Here is a 575-nt window from a genome sequence, read left to right as displayed (position 1 = left end):
TTATGTGATAGAAGCTACCGGGATAGAGAGCGATCATGGCCAAGCTGGAGTCGTGCTATTCTTCACCCTACCTGCTCTCGGGCCCAAGCCAAATAGGTTGTACTGACGTGGCTAGCTGGGATAGCCAGGATCTCCGGCTCTTGGTAGGGGTGGAGCTCCCGCAGCCGCTGCTCCAGGCGGGGATAAGCAGTAGAGGGCAATTTGAGCAACAGCAAAAATTCGGCTTCCCTCTGCAGGGATCCCTGCCAGCGGTAATAGGAGGTTATCGGTGGCAGCACCTGGGCACAGGCCACGTAGCGCTCGGCCACTAGAGTGTGGGCCAAACGATGGGCGTCGGCCTCGGATCCCACCGTGGTCATGACAACCACAAGGGTGCTTGGGGCGATCTGGCTGTCCATGGGAAGCCGGGAAATGGGCAGGGGGCGATCTCCCCTGATCGTACTGCTGGATCCTCGGATCGCCATCCCAGTTGGGTCAGGCCCCCCGGAGCAGAGGTGTGGCCTTGGCAAAATAGGGCCGCTTCTGGTGCCAGCGCCAAGCTGTCTGCACGATCTCGGGCAAGTCGGCATAGCGGG

1 protein-coding gene is annotated in these 575 nt (G+C 60.7%); it reads right to left on the bottom strand.

The genetic code is table 11. From position 1 onward, the window contains the following. Positions 1 to 62: 62 nt before the first annotated feature. Positions 63 to 398 carry a divalent-cation tolerance protein CutA gene (gene cutA / locus NW858_RS11965; protein ID WP_414520582.1) on the bottom strand — a complete coding sequence of 112 codons (336 nt, stop codon included), beginning with the start codon at positions 396 to 398 and terminating at the stop codon, positions 63 to 65. Between the last annotated feature and the right edge of the window lie 177 nt (positions 399 to 575).

The organism is Synechococcus sp. H55.10 (assembly GCF_047502715.1).
Taxonomy (GTDB): domain Bacteria; phylum Cyanobacteriota; class Cyanobacteriia; order Thermostichales; family Thermostichaceae; genus Thermostichus.
Note: the sequence above shows the minus strand (reverse complement) of the source record. Positions and strands in the feature narration are given on the sequence as shown.

Coding starts and splice junctions, on each gene's coding strand:
- cutA (WP_414520582.1), bottom strand. CDS start 398: ATGGACAGCCAGATCGCCCCAAGCACCCTTGTGGTTGTCATGACCACG.